The sequence below is a fragment of the Merdimonas faecis genome (assembly GCF_001754075.1).
Classification (GTDB): Bacteria; Bacillota; Clostridia; order Lachnospirales; family Lachnospiraceae; genus Merdimonas; species Merdimonas faecis.
In genome coordinates this window covers 35,820-53,732 of sequence record NZ_MIEH01000010.1, presented here as the reverse complement: position 1 = coordinate 53,732, position 17,913 = coordinate 35,820, and the positions used below count along the sequence as shown (strand labels likewise).

The following is a 17,913-nucleotide window of genomic DNA, read 5'->3' as shown; positions in this document are numbered from 1 at the left end:
GCCTTTTACTGGCTGCCTTTCCGGTATTCTGTCGTAAATGTAGGGTCATACAGCCTGGACCGGCTGTAATGCCGGCACCGCACCACGTCCCCCACGATGATCAGCGCCGTCTTGGTGATCTGGTGCGCGGCCGCCGTATCGGCAAGCGTCCCTACCGTACAGATGTGACATTCTTCCTCCGGCCAGGTCGCCTTATAGACGATGGCTGCCGGAGTTTCCGGAGCATATCCGCCTGCCAGAAGCTCTGCTTCCAGTTCTTTCAAAAGCCCGGCGCTTAAAAACAACACCATAGTGGACTGATGCCCGGCAAAGGAGCGTACTTTTTCCTTTTCCGGCACAGGGGTTCGGCCTTCCATCCGGGTAATGACCACGCTCTGGGACACATCCGGCAGCGTATACTCCAGGTTCAGCGCCGCGGCCGCACCGCTAAAGGAGCTGACGCCCGGACAGGAATCATAGGAGATTCCAAGCTCATCCAGTCGGTCCATCTGCTCCCTGACCGCTCCATACAAGGACGGATCCCCGGTATGCAGGCGGACTGTCATCCAGCCCTTTTCTTCTCCCTCCTGCATCTGAATAAGTACTTCTTCCAGAGTCATTACCGCACTGTTATAAATCCGGCATCCTTCTTTTGTCAGCTTCAAAAGTTCTGGATTTACCAACGATCCGGCGTAGATCACCTGATCTGCTTCTTGTAATAAACGCTGTCCCCGCACCGTGATCAGATCCGGCGCTCCAGGACCAGCCCCTACAAAATGTATCATACCCGTTCTCCTTTATCTTTCACAAATATCAGCGTATAGTATCCGGCTTCCTCCGGCATCTCTTCTGCGCCATGGAAAATTCTTTCCCCTTCCATACCACAGTTTTCCACCATTACCACATCCATGTCCGCCGAAAGGAGCTGTTCTTTCACCTTCCCGTACTGCCGCCCGGCTTTCATCAGGATCTTTGTCCCCGGAAGCTCCAGCGCCTCCTGGATCTGATAGGAGGCCGGCACAATGTGGATCTGCTCCGCCTTTTCCCCGATTCCCATCTGCACCCTGGCTGCCGCCGCGCAAAAAGAGGGGATCCCGCTTATGATTTCTGTCTGGTATCCCGCCTCCCGAAGCTCCTGGTGAACATAGAGATAGGTCGAATATACCGTAGGATCTCCCAGTGTCAGAAATGCCACATCCTTTCCGGCATCCAGCTCTTCCTTCAGCTTTTTCACCGCAGCCCTGTGGCTCTCTTCCAATATTTTCGGATCCTTCGTCATCGGCATATGGATCCCCAGAAGTTCTTTTTCTCTGACGGCCGGTTCCGCTCCGGCCGCGATCTGGTATGCCACTGTCTCCTCCGGCGCCTTTCCCGGCACTGCGATCACCGGACAGTTTCTTATGATCTTGCATGCTTTTATCGTCATGAGCTCCGGATCTCCCGGACCCACGCCCACACCATACAATCTTCCTGCCATGCTCTACCTCCTGCTTTTTTGCAATATTGCATCCGCCTGACTGGTCTTTCCCAGCGTCCCGTACACATTGGAAAAAACGACAGCCGCCGTCTCCATCTCCACTGGGGCGCGGTAGGAAAGATACTTCTCAATCTTGTCCATGACCGCATCCATGATCAGGCCACGTTCCTCTCCGGTACACTGCGCCAGGGCGTCATCCGTGGTCACGCAGTCCAGGAAAGCTCTGGCCTTTCCTTCCGGAAGCCCGGCAAGGAGCGCCGCGGCCGCAAAAAGTTCCATCCGGCAGTCCGCCCATTTGGAGTGGGTGTTCATGATACCGCCCGCTACCTTGATCAGCTTCCCGATGTGTCCGACCAGCACCAAACCCTGATACCCGGTTTCTGCCGCCATATCGATGGAATCGCCGATGAAATTGCTGCATTTCACAACGTCTGTTTCTTCTATGCCATAGCTCTGCTTCAGAAAATCCAGTCCATAATTTCCAGGGGACAGGATCAGGTACCGTTTCCCTTCTGCGTATTTTACCTGCATCTCCAGGCGGATGGTGTCCAGAAGCGCCTGTTCGCTCATGGGCTCTACCCGTCCGCTGGTGCCAAGAATGGACAGGCCGCCCTCGATACCAAGCCTTGGATTAAATGTCCTCTCTGCCAGCTTCTCTCCCTCCGGAATGGAGATCACAGCCTTAAGACCACCCTCATATCCGGTCTCCTGCGCGGCGTCTGAAAGTTCCTGCCCAATCATTTCTCTTGGAACCCGGTTGATGGCAGAGGCTCCCACCGGCTGATTCAAGCCCGGCTTTGTCACCCGGCCCACACCGATTCCCCCTTCCACCAGATAAGCGCTCTCCCGGATCCGCTCCACCCGGCTTTCTACCAGAATCCCATTGGTGATATCCGGATCGTCTCCGCTGTCCTTTTTCACTCCGCAGGAAACCGCTTCCTCTTCGATCTTGATTTCTTCTATAGGAAACCTGGCAGTCTCTCCATTTGGAAGGATCACCTGCGTCTCCTGGACCTTCTCTCCTGTGAGCAGCATCCAGGCGGCCGCCTTTGTGGCGGCCTGAGCGCAGGTGCCTGTCGTGTATCCCCGCGCCAGCTTTTTCCTTGTCATCTCCACCTCTCCTATATGAAAAAAAGCCCGCTTTCTTTTTCGAAAACGAGCATAAACACCACGGCTCTCCAGCCATGATGTGTGAAAACGTACAACCAGTTACTCGTGGTTCGGAAAATCCTGTACCCTAACAGGCAGGTCTCCTGGCTTTTAGATCTTTGCAAAGCGTACGCCTTCCCGGTTCCCCAGTGGCTCTTTTTACCCTTTGCTCCCTAATGACAGTGACGAGTTCGCACAGGATTTTCACCTGTTTCCCTTTTCACCAGACCCGGCATTTTCCGGTCTGACACCTGTTAGTTCCTATTCAGTTACTAATTATAGAATATACCATATCCCGGCGGGATACGCAAGAAATATAGATCTTTCCTCTTCTACTTTCCCTGTTGTCTCCAATAACCAAGTTTTGGCAATGCTTCCTCAAAATATGCCCTAGCCTGATCCTTCGGCCATTTCTCATTCGACATATGCTCTGTGCAGAAATCAACCAGAGTCTCCAGATCTGTATAGGCAAATTTGCCGTCTGCATAACACCATTTGCAGTATTCCTCGTTATATGCACCATCGGGCTCTCTGCTCATAACTTCGTCTTCAAGAGGCATTCCACAGCATTGACAGATCAGCTTTCTTGGGGATCCCAGAAGCGTATTGATCGAAACGCCAAACAACATTGACAACATCTTCAGTGTTTCTGTATTGGGGACGGTTTCTCCATTTTCCCAGCGGGAAACTGCCTGACGTGTAACGTAAACTTTTTCTGCCAGTTCTTCCTGAGATAGCCCTTGCTTCAAACGCAGTTTTAAAATAATATCCTTCGTTTCCACTCCTTACTCACCTCCATACCCCCACTATACCAGGGCGTTCTACAGAAGAAAAGCAACCCGCTGTTGCGCCTGTTCTCTCCAAAAGACGCCTTTATGGAAAATCCTTATTTTCGGTATTTCCCCGGATTTATCTTTGGCAATAGAATCGACAAAATCACCGCAATTGCAACAACTCCTATACCACTACAAAGGATATAGTCATTCTGGTTAAAGCTGCCATAAAGCAGAAGAAATGCTCCTACTCCACAAAAAATGATGCACCTTCCAAAAAGATGACACATTTCCTCCTCATTATAAGAGGCTTTTTCTTCTTCTCTCATTGTATTCCATCCGTCCAGAAACCAGGTGCCTTTTTGATGATAAATATTCACTCCCCACAAAACTGCTCCCCAGGGAATCAAAAGGGTAAGTATCATTCCTAAAATACTCATAAGCGCCGCCTCCTAAATATAAGTTTACAAACCAAAAATCCTCAGCATTTTATATAGCATGCTATTATTTATTTCTTGCGAAGCTTTAGTTTTATATCTCTTTTGTCTGCAATGTTTTGAAATGCTTTTACAACATACAAACCTCTTTCTTTTTCCGTAGCTTCAGACAACTCATTATTTTCCCCGATCTGCCGCAGGATCTCCCGAATATCAGGAAGGTCCAATAAGTTGACCGCTATACAGAAAAAAGTTTTTCTGCGTCCGTTATTGTAATTTGCAAGAAGATAATTGAGTATTTCTATTTTTCGTTTAAATCCTTTCATCATACATTCCTCTTAAATGCCGTTCTATTGTTCCCAAAATCATATATCTGCTTCTATAAAATGAACTTCCGAGCCATCCCAGTATTTTTTACAGACTCTGTCTTCCTGCCCGTCAAGGTTTAATTGATACATGCGAAAAGTTACCAAGATATCCTTAGGCTGCCACTGTTCTTCATAGGAATATTGGTATTCCATTCCGATCCTTTTCATCACGCCGCCGCTCCTGGGATTGTTTCTGTCATGCGTCGCCGTAATATACGGGATCCCGTCTTTTTTCAACTGTTCCGTCACTACTATTGCCGCTTCCGTCATAATACCCTGGTGCCAGAACTCTTTCCGCAGGCCATAGCCAAAATCGTAGGGCTCTTCCACATCAACATGTATGTATCCGACAGGAATATGATCCTTTTTCAGGCAGACAGCGTAAGCATAGGCCTGTGGCCGGGTATATTGTGCCATATACCTTTCCTCGAAAAGCTTCCGCGTTTCCTCCATGCTTTTTACAGGAAACCAGGGAAGAAACCGATTGGCCTCTTCATCGCTGTAAATCAGATACATAGCTTTTAGATCATTTTCAGTAAACCTTCTTAATATTAACCGTTCTGTTTCAAGTGTTGGCGTATTCATTTCTGCCTTTCCATATTTTATCTGTGTCCAGTTTTTATATATTCTATCAAAGCTTCCACATCGTCAAAATCATCATAATCGCCATTTATACCTTCACGGTGATAGACGATCCCATTCTTCTCATTCCTTTCCAGACAGTCCAGGAGCTGATCTTCCCCATATCTTCTGACAAACTCCGTAAAAGCGTAGGGTTTGATCTTGCTTAATAGCCCCTTTGTACATTTTTCATCACACTCATAGCAATGTCCGATTTTTTTAGAAATGGAGCACTTTCTGTTTTCGCACCAGTCCTTATCCGGACATTCTCCTGAATCACAGCCGGCACATGCCACATTTTCAGAACACAAACAGCAGGCAAGTCCACACCTTGCGATCCCCAGTTCTCGCTTCATCTGAAACCTCCCGTTAAACATCTGTATTTTTTGATTTATCGTCTTCCGCCATTTTCTGCGCTAATACTGCAATGTGTACTCTATATATCCCTGTTCTTCTCCATATACAGTAACTATAACCTGCTCCTCTTCCCATCGTATGGAAAAACTATTCTCTGAAACATTCTTCCCGTCATTAGCCACCGAGAAATCTTTTTCACGGATCTTTTCATCTTCTTTAGAATACAAAACAAGCCGGCAGTCTGTGCTCCCGTAAGGCCAGGCCGGATCGCCTACCTGATCAATTTCCAGCCGGTAAGTCCGATCCGCCGAAAAGCTATCAGAGATTACGTGAATTTTGTATTCTGTCACATATATGAAACCGGCTACCAGAATCCCCATAAAAACTGCTGCCATCCCCAGCATCACAAAGATTCCTTTTATAATTTTCCTGGGTTTCAAAGACATGAATTCCTTTCACCTCCTCAGACTACATGCATTTACAAACTTCACAGGTACATTCATCCGTTCTGCCGTTTGTTCCGGCGTCAAGCCGCTGTCTAAGGACATTGTTGGGATGATTTCTCTATTCATCTGATTTCATTCTATCTCAGCTTCTCTATGTTTTCCATATAGACAGAAACCTCTCCACAGTTTGGACATATAGCGACTTTCGGTTTCCCCATTCTTCCTCCAAATAGCTTATTCTCGTCGGAAGAAAGTATAATGCCATATCCTGCCCCTTCCACCTTTATCGCACAATTTTCTTTCATCTCACTTCCACAGCGGATACACTTCCTCATTTCGCACCTCCAGATTAGATTTTCTGTTTTCATTATACCGTTTCTGAATGATATTGAGAAGATGCTTTTGTTTTGCCAGGACCCCAAAACACAAATAGGGACAGGGGCTAACGCAAATGGGGACAGGGATAAACGCAAATGGGGACGTACACCAATGCCAAAAGTGTACGTCCCCCATCGTTCCATTACATCTCTATCAATTCATATTCCCGGGATCCGACGCCCAGATCCGCAGCCGCCTCAATAGTATGAATTCCATTCCGGCTGTTTACTCTTTCCATAAAGTGATCCCGTCCCGGATCATCAGAATGGATCACAAGATCCATGCAGGCCTGATCAATAGCTACCGGATCCGTAGATGCCAGGATTCCAATGTCTTTCATACATGGGTCCTCTGCTACCTGGCAGCAGTCACAATCTACGGATAGATTCTTCATTACATTGATAAACGCAATCTTTCCTTTGAAATGATCCACCACGCTCGAAGCTGCATCCGCCATAGCCTCCGGGAACACCACATTGCTTGCATGCTGCTGCCAGGTTTCAAACCGATCCTCCGTCTTTCCGGCTGAGTGGATCAGTGCCTTTCCAGCCCTGGACGCACAGCCGATAGCAAGCTGCTTAAGCGCCCCGCCATAACCTCCCATAGGATGGCCTTTAAAGTGTGCCAGAACCAGCATGGAATCATAATTCTCTATATTTTTTCCCAGCTTGTTCTCTTTTAGTACTTTTCCATTCGGAATCGGCCAGACTATATCCGGTCCCTCTGCATCCATAAGATCTACATCAAAATACTTTGTCCATCCGTGCTCCTCCAGAAGTTTCAGGTGCGAAGCCGTGTTATCACGCACACCACCTGCAGCATCTCCATAGGCGGTATTACATTCCACGATCGTACCGTGAACTGTTTCCACCATAGGTTTCCAGAATTCAGGTCTTAAAAAGTTCTGATTTCCTTTTTCCCCGGAATGAACCTTCACCGCTACTTTTCCAGGCAGTTCCAGCCCCATTGCCTGATACATTTCAACAACCTTTTCCGGGGTAATCTCCTTTGTAAAATATACTTTTGATTTCATCCTCCCTCACCTTCCTGCTTTTCGAACTGCATACATGCTTTATTTTATCTTAATACCTAAAGTTAACTTAAGGTCAAGATATTTCAATAATTTTCAGCAAAATTATTTCGGTAATGCATTTTGAGTATTTATTACGTCAGTTCCGAAACAGGACTGATTCTTATCTGCACAGCCAGCAACGGCTGGTATCAGGAAGGGAGAAACTCCGAAACGCCGGCGTCCAACTGCTAAAGCAGCCGGGCGCCGGCATTTCTTATATCATATCTCTTTTTACTTGATAAACATGGCGTCTCCAAAAGAAAAGAAGCGATAACGCTCTTTCACCGCCTCCTCATAAGCCGCCAGCACATGCTCTCTGCCGGCCAGGGCCGACACCAGCATAATCAGTGTAGACTCCGGCAGATGGAAGTTGGTAATCAGACAGTCCAGGATCTTAAAGCGATATCCCGGATAGATGAAGATATCCGTCCATCCGCTCTGAGCTTTCAAATGTCCGTTTTCATCCGCGGCAGATTCAATGGTCCGGCAGCTGGTGGTTCCTACACAGATCACACGGTGTCCGTTTGCCTTCGCCTGATTGATCTTCTCAGCAGCCTCCTCATCGATCTGATAGAATTCCGAGTGCATATGATGATCAGTGATCTCATCTGCCTTAACTGGCCGGAAAGTCCCAAGTCCTACATGAAGCGTCACTCTTGCAATATCCACACCTTTCTTCTGAATCTCTTCCAGCAGCTCCGGTGTAAAATGAAGCCCGGCCGTAGGAGCAGCAGCTGATCCAGAGTGTTCAGCATAAACTGTATTATATCGGTCCTTATCCTCCAGCTGATGGGTAATATAGGGCGGCAGGGGCATCTGTCCCAGCTGATCCAGAATTTCCTCAAAAATCCCTTCAAAAGAAAACTGTACCAGACGATTGCCTTCTTCTACCACATCAATAACCTCTCCTACCAGAAGACCGTCGCCGAAACTGATCTTCGCCCCGACTTTTGCCTTCTTTCCAGGTTTCACTAATGTTTCCCAGATATTATTTTCTTTCCTTTTCAACAATAATATTTCTATCTTGGCATTAGTTCCTATCTTGGAACCAATCAGTCTTGCCGGAATCACCTTCGTATCATTGATGACCAGACAATCTCCTTTTTCCAGATAATCCCCGATCTCCCGAAACACATGATGGGAAACAGCCCCGGACTCTTTGTCTAAGACAAGGAGTCTGGAGCTGGAACGATCTTTTAAAGGATCCTGTGCAATCAGTTCTTCCGGCAGATCATAATAAAAATCCTGTCGTTTCATCTTTAAGAATCCCTTCTGTTTTCTTCTCCCGCCGTATCAGGCTGTTCCTCCCGAGGCGGCTGTGTATTCTGCGGCGGATATCCAGGCATTGGCGGCACAACTGTCTGCCCCGGTCCAGGCATTGGCTGTCCAGGCATTGGCGGTGCCTGATATCTGGGGTACACCGGAATTACCTTTACTCTTTTTGCATAGATCACTCTGGTATCACAGAGGATGTCATGAAGTCCTCTTTTTTCCCGGTCAACACCGGCAATAATATACCCTATCCCCACAGAAAGGCTGCATAAAAAGCGCCCTATCGTTTCTCTGTATACTATATTGAGAATCGTAAGCTTTTGCCCGTCCGCACTGACTACACGAAGGTTCATTGCCCGTTTTCCAAGCGTGGTGCCTGTCAGATAGGTGCAAAGGATGAAATAAAGCACCTGAAAACCATAGAGCAGGATATCCTTCAGCGTATAATGAAATAAAATATTTCCTCCAATCCATGTATCGGACAAGACCGACATGATTCCTGACAGAAACAGTCGGACAAACAGAAGCCCGAAGAAAACGATGATGCTGTCGATCACATATGCGGCAAGCCGGACCCAGAATCCTGCATACTCCGTATCACGGCTACTGTAACTGTTCTGCATAGTACATCGGCACCCCGCTTTCCATTTCTTCTGCGGTTTCTGTCAGTATCTGCGCTTCGGATTTTGGCACGATTTCTTCTGCCTTTGCAAACAGCGAAGACCATACGCTGACTGGTGTTTCCAGCTCATAAAACTCATCCGTGCCAAGTTCCTTGCTCATGGCGTCCTTCATATCTTCATAGAGACTGATCTCATCGATCAGTCCATTTTCCTGCGCCTGCTTAGCCGTATAAGTACGTCCATCCGCCAGCGCTTTGACATCATCCTCGGACATACTTCTGCCCTCAGATACAATACCTACGAATTTATTATAATATTCGTCTACCTGCGTCTGATAGATGGCAATCTGCTCATCCGTCAGCTGACTGCTGTCTTTATTTTCCCCGCTGGTAATGCTGACATAGCGGATTCCCAGTTTTTCATACAGCCCAGTCAGATCGTAACCAGACATGATCACGCCAATGGATCCGGTCACGGTATTGGGATTTGCATAGATCCTGTCTGCCGCCATGGAAACCATATATCCGCCGGAAGCCGCATAATGGGCCATATAGTCCCATACCGGGCGATCCGTTGTCTCTTTATATTCTTTCAGTTTCAGATAGAGCTCCTCTGACTCATAGACTGTTCCTCCCGGTGAGTCCACATACAGAAGGATGCCTTTATTGTTTGAGTCCTCCATCAGATGGTCGATATACTCCAGTGTCGTCGTATGCTGGTAGCCGCTGTCCAGGGCTCCGGTAGACGTCTGTTCCTGAATTGTGCCCTCCACGCGCACGACAGCGATATAGTCGCTCAGCGGCGCATTAAAGGTATAATTCCCGGTAAGCAGGGTCTCCACACTGCTTTCCAGCATCCTTTCTGACACCGCATTCGTCAGCACGCTGGATACACCTACTGCGATAAATAAAACTGCGGCAATGATGAGACCGCCGATCTGCTTTTTCTTCATAGTCGTCACCTCATTTTATTTCCGGAGTTCGATTCCCATGCCTTCCAGTGTTTTCAGGATACGTTCCATCGCTTCTGTAACCTCGGCATCTTCCAGGGTCTTATCCTTTGCCCGGAATACAATAGAGTATGCTAAGGATTTGTAGCCGGCTTTAATCTGTGCACCCTCATATACGTCAAACAGTGCGTAGCTTTCCAGATAAGCTCCTCCTTTTGCCTCGATCACTTCTTCCACCTGTCCGGCCAGAATTTCTTTTGGCATTACCATACTGATGTCCCTGGTCACTGCCGGGTATTTTGCGATTCCCGTATATTTGCGGTCAAAGGTTGCATATTTTGTTACTTCCGGCATATCTAAGACAGCAATATAAGCTCTTTCTCCAATGCCGTAGGCATCTGCTACGTCCGGATGCACTTCTCCCAAATATCCGATCACATTGCCTGCATACAGGATATTCGCCTGGCGGCCGGGATGCAGATACGGCCTGTTGCCGGCCGGGTCATATGATTCTTTTTCATGAAGTCCTGCCTTCTCCAGGAATTCTTCCACTACACCCTTCATGCTGTAGAAATCGCCATCTCCATACATTCCCAGGGTAAACTGCATCCGCTCCTCAGGAAGCTCTTTTAACGGAAGCTCTTTTGGCAGATATACATTTGCCAGCTCATAAAGCCTTACATTTTTATTTCTCCGGTTATAGTTCGTTGCAAGAGAGGACAGCATACCATTCAGCGGCAGTGTCCGCATGATGCTGTAGTCCTCGCCCAGAGGGTTCATGATCTCTACTACTCTGCGCAGTTCGGAATCCTCCGGGATCTGCAGCTTATCAAATACCTTTGGGCTTTCGAAAGAATAGGTCATGCCCTGGCTGAAGCCGCAGAATTCTGCGATTTCTTTTGCGATATCTTCTACCCGCAGCTTAAACGGCAGCTTGCCCATGGTAGACTCGCCGCTTGGAAGCGTGGTCGGGATATTGTCGTATCCGAAAAATCTTGCCACTTCCTCTGCCAGATCCGCCGTACGCAGAAGATCCTGACGGAAGGTAGGGATGATAACTTCATTTGTTTCTTTTTCGTAAGACAGTCCGATTTTTTCAAAATATCCCAGCATATCTTCTGCTGAAATATCAGTTCCCAGAAGGACGTTGATCTCATCCGGCTGGAATGTGATCCGCACCGGCTCTCTCTTTTCAGCGTAAACGTCTACCATTCCGCCTACCACTTCTCCGGCTCCCATCTCCTCTACCAGCTGGCAGGCACGGTCGATGGCCGCCTGTGCATTATTGGGATCCAGTCCCTTCTCGAATTTGCCGGAAGCATCGGTACGAAGCCCTACCTTCTTGCTGGATTTACGGATATTGGTTCCGTCAAAGCAGGCCGCCTCAAACAGCATGGTGTGTACGTCGTCAGTGATCATGGAGTTTTCTCCACCCATGATACCAGCAATTCCAATGGATTTTCTGCCGTCACAGATCATCAGGACAGATTCGTCCATCTGGCGCTCCTGTCCGTCCAGGGTAGTGAATTTTTCTCCCTTTGCCGCTGTACGCACGATGATCTCCCGGTCCTCGATGGTATCCAGGTCATAGGCATGCATGGGCTGTCCGTACTCTTCCATCACGTAGTTGGTGATGTCCACCAGGTTATTGATCGGACGGATTCCTACAGAAGCCAGTCTTCTCTGCATCCATTCCGGAGATGGTCCGATCTTAATATTCTTTACGACTCTGGCGCAGTATCTGGGGCAAAGATCCGTATTTTTTACAGTAACCTTGATATAATCGCTGGCATCCTCGTCATTTCCGGTAGGCGTCACTACAGGCGGATAAAATTCCTTTCCGAACGTAGCAGCTGCTTCTCTTGCGATACCAACCACACTGAAGCAGTCCACACGGTTGGAGGTCACCTCATACTCAAATACCACGTCATGAAGTCCCAGCACTTCCACTGCGTCGGCCCCTACTTCCGTGTTTTCCGGGAAGATGTAGATGCCTTCCTCCGGTGCTTCCGGATACATGTCACGGTTAGAGCCCAGCTCTTCGATTGAGCACATCATACCGCAGCTTTCCACGCCGCGAAGCTTTCCTTTCTTAATCTTGATGCCGCCTTTGACGCGGCTTCCCGGCTCATGGCCTCCGGCCACACGGCCGCCGTCCAGCACGACCGGCACCTTATCGCCCTCATGCACGTTCGGCGCGCCCGTCACAATCTGGATAGTTTCTGCTCCTACATTCACCTGGCAGATGATCAATTTATCTGCATCCGGATGCTTCTCGATCTTCTCGATCTGTCCTACCACAATCTTTGACAGATCCGCATCCAGTTCTTCGTATCCTTCCACCTTCGTTCCGGAAAGTGTCATCGCATCCGTATATTCCTGCGCAGTCACGTCAAGATCCGGGACATACGCTTTGATCCATGATAATGATGTATTCATATTCTTCTCCTTTCAATGGGGACGTAGTACATTGCAAAAGGGGTACGTCCCCAATCCGCTTTCCCCCTGTCCCTTTTTGCAATTTGGGGTGTCCCTATTTAAAACTGCCGTAAAAATCTGATATCGTTTTCGTACAGAAGACGCATATCGTCAATCTCGTATTTCAGCAGTGCGATTCGCTCCAGGCCTACTCCGAAGGCGAATCCGGAATATTTTTTGGAATCGATGCCGCACATTTCCAGCACGTGCGGATGCACCATGCCGCAGCCCAGGATTTCGATCCATCCGGATCCTTTACAGAACCGGCAACCTTTGCCGCCGCACTTGAAGCAGGATACGTCCACCTCTGCGCTCGGCTCGGTAAATGGGAAATGGTGTGGACGGAATTTCGTTTTGGTCTCCGGTCCGAACAATTCCTTTGCAAATACTTCTAATGTCCCTTTCAGGTCTGCAAAGGAAATATTCTTATCAATTACAAGACCCTCCACCTGATGGAAAGACGGAGAATGAGTGGCGTCCACTTCATCAGAACGGAACACGCGCCCCGGAGAGATCACGCGGATCGGCAGTTTTCCCTGTTCCATAACACGGGCCTGCACCGGAGAAGTCTGGGTTCTGAGCACGATATCCTTATTTATATAGAAAGTATCCTGCTCGTCCTTAGCCGGATGATCCGCCGGAATATTCAGCTTCTCAAAATTATAAAGATCATATTCAATCTCCGGACCTTCCACTACCTCATACCCCATGCCGACAAAGATCCTCTCAATCTCTTCCAGCGCAATCGTATTTGGATGGCGGTGACCCACCATGTTTTTCTTAGACGGAAGTGTCACATCAATAACTTCCTGCTTCATTTTCTCTTCCCGGATCGTACGCTCCATTTTGCGGCGGCTTTCCTCCAGCACCGACTCAATTGCTGCTCTGGTCTCATTGACCAGCTGTCCCACCTTCGGGCGTTCCTCCGGTGCAACATCCTTCATTCCCTTTAATACAGCGGTCAGCTCACCTTTTTTCCCCAGGAAGCGTACCCGCACATCATTTAGTTTTTCCGGCATATCAGCCGCTTCTATGGCTTTCAATGCTTCTTCTTTGATGTTTTTCAGCTTTTCCTGCATCTTCTTTTCCTTCCTTTTCTGTAAAATAAAAAAACGCCCCTTTAAAAGGGACGAGTCCAACCCGTGTTACCACCCTGATTCCCGCTTTCCATTCCTGTGAAAACAGACACTCATTACTGCGTAACGTGCATCAACGGCATCTTCTACTCTGTTTTAAAAATTTCAAAGACGCAGCTCACGTGGGAAATTCGATCGCCATCTGAACCCGGGGAAACTTTCAGCCCACCGATCTCCCCTCTCTGCCGGAAAATGGTCCTCTACTGACACGGTCATCGCTTTTTTCTATCTATACGAAACTATTGTATCCAGAAGTGCAGCGGATGTCAAGAAAAATCTCCCGTCACTCCGGAAAGATCCTCATATTCAACTCTCCGCCAAGCAGGATACAGTACATACAAAAATACATCCACAGCATAATGAGCACAATCGTAGTCAGACTCCCGTACATACTGGAAAATCCGGTAAACACATCTACATATACAGAAAATATCCAGGAAATAGCCATCCAGCCTATTGCTGTAAACACAGCACCTGGAAGCTGCCTTATAAACTTATCCTTTCGGTTCGGAAGAAACTTATAGATCAGCAGAAGAAATGCAACCAGCACGATAGGCGTCAGCACTGCCCGCAGTTCGATCATACGGTCGGCAAACTCCTCAAAAATGGGGATGTGTTCTGTAATAAAAATATTCAGAGAGTTACCAAACACCGACAAGAGCAGTAAAAACAGGATGACCAGAAGGAACATGACGGTATATAAGGTAGACCGCAGCCTCAGGATCAGATAATTACGGGTCTCCCGGCAGTGATAGACACAGTTTAGTCCTGTTGTCATGGCAAGAACACCCTTGCCCGCCGACCAGAGCGCCACAATGATAGTGATCGGGATAATCCCTGTGGACTGGTTATAGACCTGATTGACGATCGTTGCCATCATGGAATCCACAGAGGTGGGGAAAACCTGCATCACCGCAGTCATCACATCCGCCTTGGTGACAGGGGTATACTGTACCAGTGTCAGCAAAAGCAAAATGATCGGAATCATACACAGCATAAAAAAGTATGCTGACTGTGCCGCATACGCTCCCACGTGATTTGCTCCGATTTCTTCGGTAACCTCTATGATTTTCTGATAGATTTCCTTAACTCTTTTCATAGTACCCTTCATTTTACTTGATTTTTCCGTTTTTGTCTATTGAAAAAAGCATCCCCATCTATTACTATATAAATTATACATATAATTTTCTTACTAAGGAAGGTAGAATCAATGGAGCTTTTGAAGGAACGGATTTTAAAAGATGGCGTGGTAAAACCAGGCAATGTACTGAAAGTAGACAGCTTTCTGAATCATCAGATGGATATTGATCTGATCAACGAAATCGGAAAGGAGTTCCGCCGACGGTTTCCAAGTGAAAAGATCACCAAGATCCTGACCATCGAGGCTTCCGGCATCGGCATTGCCTGTATTGCCGCTCAATATTTTCATGTACCTGTAGTATTTGCAAAAAAGGCTCAGAGTATCAATATTGACGGCGAGGTTTATCATACAAGAGTCGAATCCTTTACCCACAAAAAAGTTTATGATGTAATTCTCTCCAAAAAATTTCTGGGCCCGGAGGACCATGTGCTTGTAATTGATGATTTCTTGGCCAACGGATGTGCTCTGATGGGACTTCTGGATCTGATCCATGAAGCCGGCGCATCCATCGAAGGAGCTGGAATCGTGATCGAAAAAGGATTTCAGCAGGGAGGAAAGCTGATCCGTGAAAGCGGCGTTCACCTGGAGTCTCTTGCCATCATCGATTCCATGACAGACACCGGACTTTCCTTCCGGTAGACCATTTACATTTTGCTGATCGCAGAGCCGCCATAAAACGATATGGCGGCTCTGTATTTTTAATCTTATACCCCGATTTCAGCCCCCTGGTAAAACAGTGTGAGGATCTCCTGATAATTTTTCCCCTTTTTAGCCATCTCATTAGCGCCGTTCTGGCTCATGCCAATTCCGTGCCCATACCCGCCGCCATGGAGGACAAAAACATCCCCGCTTTTTTCTATCGTAAAAAAGGCACTGGGAAGAAGGGGCTGGCTTTCCGTAACTGTTCCGTCCTGTTTCGTGATCTCATACCCGCTTCCCCCAAAGGCCCTGCGGATCTTGTTTTCTGTTTCTACAGAAGCGCTCCCCTTCTCTCCGGTAAAAGTTACCTTCAGGGCCACACCACCCGGTCCCGTCTCCGATATCTCCACATTCGTAAGCACCCCCAGATCCTGACCTAAATTAAGTCCCGCCAGATTAGACAATGTCTGTACCGGAATCCTTGCTTCCCAACGGTACCATGGCAGATCCTTTTCATAATCTCCATCCTGATCCTTTACTTCCACGGATGTCAGATATCGGTTCGTCTCATCCGGAGCCGTCCCCCAGGCCTCCAGGCTGGTCGTCTTTCCACAGGAAGTGGAATAATAATAGGTGGTCACAATCTGTCCCTGATACCGCACTACCTGCCCTGCCGTTTCTTCCACAGCCTTTGTAGCCGATTCCTGAACGGCAGAATTTCCATACACCTGATAATCAGTGCTGTCATTCACATGGGCCTCATATTCCGGATAGCCATATTCTGCCATCTGCCGGAAGGCATAGCTCCTGGCGCACACAGCCTGTGCCTTTAATGCCTCCAGCTCATAGGATGCCGGCATCTCGCTTGGCACCACCCGGCACAGATAAGACTCCACCGGAAGTTCATTGATAATGACGATTCCTTCCGCTGTAGTGCGAAGCTCCAGCACTCCGGCATAGGACGGCTGTCCACACCCCCGTTTAATACTGGCAAGAGTCAGATCACCGCCGTCCTTTGCCTGGATACGCACCTTCCCGGCTGCAAATCTCCCGTCATCCGGCCGAAGTGTCAGCGGCTGCCCTGCTTCCATCTCTTCCGTTCCCTGCCCGGACTCAACCACCAGTCCTCCTGCCGCCGTTACCGTCACTTCCGGATGAGCAATATTCTCGTAACCGGTACTCATGATCAGCACCCGAATATTGGGATTTCCCATTTCCCCGCCGATGTCCTCTCCCGTGCTTTTCTTCTCTTCTCCCTTTTCCTCTTTTACTCCCCCTCCCCTGTCCGTTGCCCAAGGCTCTTCCTGTCTTCCCTGATCCAGAAGAAGAGCCTGCAGGCCACAGATAACCAGAAGACAGATCCCAAGTGCCGCCAGGTATCCGCCCAGTCTATGTATTCTCCTATACAATCCTAATGACTCCTTGTCCTTTCCTTTCTCTTATATGTATGAAAAAAGACAGCCGCATATGCGGCTGCCTTTATCTTTTGTATGTCCCCAGAATGCCGTTTCCCGTATTTTGACTCCTAGCCGCAGCCAGGTGGGTGTCCGCATCTGCTTTTCTGCCTTCCACTGACTCATTCGGAGGCTTGACATATTACAGAGATATAAGAGTCCCGTTTAAAGTTTTGTAGGTTCAAAATTACGGGAGTTATCGAACATCCCAGGTTTCCACTGGAAATATTATAACCTATTTACCCGTTTTTTACAACTGCCTGCAACAAGATTCTTATGGTAAACCACTCCTCTTCCTTCCTGGCCCAGATCTTTCCTCCCATCTGTTCCACCAAAGCCCGTGCAATCGAAAGTCCAAGACCTGTGGATTCCCTTCCATTCTGCACCGTGTAGAATCTCTGAAATAATTTTCCTGCCTCCACTTCGTCAAGCTCCCTGGCATGGTTGGAAAAAGACACCTCTCCGTCTTCCTCCAGACGGATCAGAAGATCACCGTCACTATATTTCAACGCATTATTGATAATATTTCCAAACACGCGCATAAGCCCGCTCCGGTTTGCTTTTACCCGGATCTTTTTCTCCGGCATCCGGACCTCCAGATGGATATTCTTTTCCACCAATGCTCCATACATGCTGGCAATGCTGTCCTCCAGTATCTCGCCAAGCAGCACTTCTTCTTCCTTGCGGTACTGGCTGGCAGTTGTTACCACAGAATAGGAAAATAATTCCTCTGTCAGCTGGCGCATGGCTTCCGTGCGGTTTTCGATGACGCCTACATACTCTTTTGCCTGCTCTGTCATCTTTTCCGATTTCAAAAGCTGCAGATAGCCGCTGATAGCAGTCAGTGGCGTCCGAAGATCATGAGAAATATTCGTAACAGCAGTCTTTATTTCCTGATCTCCCAGTTCGTACTGAAGCCTTGCCCTCCTCAAAAGCAAAAGCTGCCTGTCAAGATCCGCTGCCAGCTTCAGCATTTCCTTGTCCTGACAGTCCATCATTAACCCTACATTCGTATCTTCACGGAGTTTCTCCCCAAAGTCTTTACGGAGTCTGGCGGCTCCATGCCGCATTGACCATATTTTTGCCGTCAACAGAATCACTGCCACAGCCAGTATCAAACAAATGAAGCCAAGCCACACCAAAGCCGCTCCCTCCTTTTTCCTG

20 protein-coding genes, 1 other RNA gene, 1 riboswitch and 1 other annotated feature are annotated in these 17,913 nt (G+C 48.1%); of the genes, 1 reads left to right on the top strand and 20 read right to left on the bottom strand.

Annotated features, from left to right (window positions below; all coding sequences use genetic code 11):
* Positions 1-5 precede the first annotated feature (5 nt).
* The 17 genes from cobM to BKD12_RS04785 all read right to left on the bottom strand — a co-directional run bounded on the left by cobM (position 6) and on the right by BKD12_RS04785 (position 14,614).
* Positions 6-764, bottom strand: coding sequence for a precorrin-4 C(11)-methyltransferase (cobM, locus tag BKD12_RS04865; RefSeq protein ID WP_070088201.1), 759 nt, complete (start codon positions 762-764; stop codon positions 6-8).
* The gene (gene cobI, locus BKD12_RS04860) at positions 761-1,456 is read right to left on the bottom strand and encodes a precorrin-2 C(20)-methyltransferase (RefSeq protein WP_070088200.1); all 696 of its coding nucleotides are present in this window, start codon (positions 1,454-1,456) and stop codon (positions 761-763) included. Before cobI ends, cobM begins: the two co-directional genes overlap by 4 nt.
* A 3-nt stretch (positions 1,457-1,459) precedes the next feature.
* A complete protein-coding gene (gene cbiD, locus BKD12_RS04855) occupies positions 1,460-2,566 on the bottom strand; it encodes a cobalt-precorrin-5B (C(1))-methyltransferase CbiD (protein WP_070088199.1) in 1,107 nt (368 codons plus the stop codon).
* 116 nt (positions 2,567-2,682) lie between these two features.
* A riboswitch (cobalamin riboswitch) is annotated at positions 2,683-2,875 on the bottom strand.
* 62 nt (positions 2,876-2,937) lie between these two features.
* Positions 2,938-3,354: a zinc ribbon domain-containing protein gene (locus BKD12_RS04850; protein ID WP_408606937.1), complete on the bottom strand. Its 417-nt coding sequence runs from the start codon at positions 3,352-3,354 to the stop codon at positions 2,938-2,940.
* A 137-nt stretch (positions 3,355-3,491) separates the two neighbouring features.
* The gene (locus tag BKD12_RS04845) at positions 3,492-3,818 is read right to left on the bottom strand and encodes a DUF3784 domain-containing protein (RefSeq protein WP_070088197.1); all 327 of its coding nucleotides are present in this window, start codon (positions 3,816-3,818) and stop codon (positions 3,492-3,494) included.
* A gap of 68 nt (positions 3,819-3,886) precedes the next feature.
* Positions 3,887-4,144: a hypothetical protein gene (locus BKD12_RS04840; RefSeq protein WP_141736930.1), complete on the bottom strand. Its 258-nt coding sequence runs from the start codon at positions 4,142-4,144 to the stop codon at positions 3,887-3,889.
* A 36-nt stretch (positions 4,145-4,180) separates the two neighbouring features.
* The gene (locus BKD12_RS04835; RefSeq protein WP_070088195.1) at positions 4,181-4,768 is read right to left on the bottom strand and encodes a GNAT family N-acetyltransferase; all 588 of its coding nucleotides are present in this window, start codon (positions 4,766-4,768) and stop codon (positions 4,181-4,183) included.
* A gap of 17 nt (positions 4,769-4,785) precedes the next feature.
* Complete coding sequence (locus tag BKD12_RS04830) at positions 4,786-5,160, bottom strand: hypothetical protein (protein ID WP_070088194.1); 375 nt, start codon at positions 5,158-5,160, stop codon at positions 4,786-4,788.
* 60 nt (positions 5,161-5,220) lie between these two features.
* Positions 5,221-5,601, bottom strand: a complete 381-nt coding sequence (locus BKD12_RS04825) for a hypothetical protein (RefSeq protein WP_141736929.1) — start codon at positions 5,599-5,601, stop codon at positions 5,221-5,223.
* A 143-nt stretch (positions 5,602-5,744) separates the two neighbouring features.
* Positions 5,745-5,942, bottom strand: coding sequence for a nucleic acid-binding protein (locus BKD12_RS04820; RefSeq protein WP_070088192.1), 198 nt, complete (start codon positions 5,940-5,942; stop codon positions 5,745-5,747).
* A gap of 185 nt (positions 5,943-6,127) precedes the next feature.
* On the bottom strand, positions 6,128-7,018 hold the full coding sequence (locus BKD12_RS04815; protein ID WP_070088191.1) for a DUF362 domain-containing protein: 891 nt from the start codon (positions 7,016-7,018) through the stop codon (positions 6,128-6,130).
* 270 nt (positions 7,019-7,288) lie between these two features.
* Positions 7,289-8,314: a tRNA preQ1(34) S-adenosylmethionine ribosyltransferase-isomerase QueA gene (gene queA, locus BKD12_RS04810; RefSeq protein ID WP_070088190.1), complete on the bottom strand. Its 1,026-nt coding sequence runs from the start codon at positions 8,312-8,314 to the stop codon at positions 7,289-7,291.
* 2 nt (positions 8,315-8,316) lie between these two features.
* Positions 8,317-8,952, bottom strand: a complete 636-nt coding sequence (locus BKD12_RS04805; protein WP_070088189.1) for an RDD family protein — start codon at positions 8,950-8,952, stop codon at positions 8,317-8,319.
* Positions 8,933-9,904: a signal peptide peptidase SppA gene (gene sppA, locus BKD12_RS04800; protein WP_070088188.1), complete on the bottom strand. Its 972-nt coding sequence runs from the start codon at positions 9,902-9,904 to the stop codon at positions 8,933-8,935. Before sppA ends, BKD12_RS04805 begins: the two co-directional genes overlap by 20 nt.
* 15 nt (positions 9,905-9,919) lie before the next feature.
* Positions 9,920-12,340 carry a phenylalanine--tRNA ligase subunit beta gene (gene pheT / locus BKD12_RS04795; RefSeq protein WP_070088187.1) on the bottom strand — a complete coding sequence of 807 codons (2,421 nt, stop codon included), beginning with the start codon at positions 12,338-12,340 and terminating at the stop codon, positions 9,920-9,922.
* A gap of 98 nt (positions 12,341-12,438) precedes the next feature.
* On the bottom strand, positions 12,439-13,458 hold the full coding sequence (pheS, locus tag BKD12_RS04790; protein ID WP_070088186.1) for a phenylalanine--tRNA ligase subunit alpha: 1,020 nt from the start codon (positions 13,456-13,458) through the stop codon (positions 12,439-12,441).
* Positions 13,459-13,501: 43 nt separating this feature from the next.
* Positions 13,502-13,740 (bottom strand) — a binding site (T-box leader).
* 58 nt (positions 13,741-13,798) lie between these two features.
* Positions 13,799-14,614, bottom strand: a complete 816-nt coding sequence (locus BKD12_RS04785) for a YihY/virulence factor BrkB family protein (RefSeq protein ID WP_070088185.1) — start codon at positions 14,612-14,614, stop codon at positions 13,799-13,801.
* 111 nt (positions 14,615-14,725) lie between these two features.
* Here BKD12_RS04785 and BKD12_RS04780 point away from each other — a divergent pair, with 111 nt between their 5' ends.
* Entirely contained in the window at positions 14,726-15,295 is a 570-nt protein-coding gene (locus BKD12_RS04780; RefSeq protein WP_070088184.1) for a xanthine phosphoribosyltransferase, read from the top strand.
* A gap of 65 nt (positions 15,296-15,360) precedes the next feature.
* Here BKD12_RS04780 and BKD12_RS04775 read toward each other — a convergent pair whose 3' ends face one another.
* The 3 genes from BKD12_RS04775 to BKD12_RS04765 form a co-directional block, all read right to left on the bottom strand.
* Positions 15,361-16,704, bottom strand: coding sequence for a SpoIID/LytB domain-containing protein (locus tag BKD12_RS04775; RefSeq protein WP_083262834.1), 1,344 nt, complete (start codon positions 16,702-16,704; stop codon positions 15,361-15,363).
* A gap of 80 nt (positions 16,705-16,784) precedes the next feature.
* A non-coding RNA gene (ssrS, locus tag BKD12_RS04770) (6S RNA) lies at positions 16,785-16,967 on the bottom strand.
* A gap of 21 nt (positions 16,968-16,988) precedes the next feature.
* Positions 16,989-17,867, bottom strand: a complete 879-nt coding sequence (locus BKD12_RS04765) for a sensor histidine kinase (RefSeq protein ID WP_242872706.1) — start codon at positions 17,865-17,867, stop codon at positions 16,989-16,991.
* Positions 17,868-17,913: the final 46 nt, after the last annotated feature.